The sequence below is a fragment of the Acinetobacter sp. 228 genome (genome assembly GCF_048147885.1).
Genome location: NZ_JAYWYV010000460.1, coordinates 1 through 1,148 on the forward strand (window position 1 = coordinate 1; position 1,148 = coordinate 1,148).

General features: G+C 39.5%; 1 pseudogene. It reads right to left on the reverse strand.

The window, feature by feature from the left end:
* Nucleotides 1-1,148 (reverse strand): annotated as a pseudogene (locus tag VXQ92_RS19860) (nuclease); the annotation flags it as partial.

Genomic DNA, 1,148 nt, shown 5'->3' on the forward strand with positions numbered 1-1,148 from the left:
CGATATTCTAAAATCCCTTCGACATTTTTAAGCTGGTAGCCTGAACGCAATGTATTGGCAGCACTAAAATTTGTAGGTAACCATGGCGTACGGTTTTGGTTGTTATAACCATCATCAAAAATAATTTTAGATAATAAATTTTTCTGAGCTAGAGCTTTAGCTTCAGGAGTTAGCGCTGGATATAAATTGGTTGGAATATATAAGCGACCTAAACTTAAAGATAGTTCACCATAACGACCATAATTATAATTCTCACTCACCGTTAAAGTCTGAGGCAATTTCACCAACATGCCTTGATAACGCTGCGGAGAATGGGGTGAACCGCCTGTTAAACTTGAAAATGGTAGTTCAAGGCTAATGGGCTGAACCTGATTTGCCATATTGCTATTACAGGTTTGAATATCTTGTTGTAATTGGTCAATCTGTAGCTGATTTTGATAGCTGGTTAAACGACCACGTAAAATAACCTCATCACCAATTTGTCCACCTTTCACCGTACTACTATTCGGAATATAAACAAAAATGGCATTGCTCACATTTGCACGTGCTTTCGTATCAGGTGTTTGAACATAAAAACCTGAGAAACCATTTACATAACGATAGTCGGCAGTAATTACTCCACGCACGGTATAAGTCTGGTTTTGTGCTGATGTTGCTAAATCGGCAATTGGTGTATCTGAGCTTGAACAGCTGACTGTTTCAATAGGAGGCTGAGTAGTAGTACCTGATAGATTTGTAAAATCATTTCGGTTTGCCCATGCTGTCCATGAATGGTCCAAATCAAATGCCGCTGTCGGATCAATACTCAAAGCTGGATTTTCAGTTTCAATACGTTTAAAGCTATTTCCCAAGCTTGAAACAGCAGTTCCCCATCCTGCCTCAGGTCGCTCCCCAATACGGCCAAAACGATCTACAGGTGTGCCTTTATAAACAAGCACAACTGCATCATCCCCATTAAAAGACAATGCAGCCACTTGATTTACTTTATTGCCAAGTTCTGTCTGTAATTCTGAACGCCCCACCAAAAATTTTTGTTTACTTGCAAGCGTACCTTGTAAACGGAAGGTAGCTGTTTTCGCAGTTCCACCATTATTAAATTGTTGAATTTCATAATCAGCCAAGTTAACAGTAGTACCATCCGGGTTATA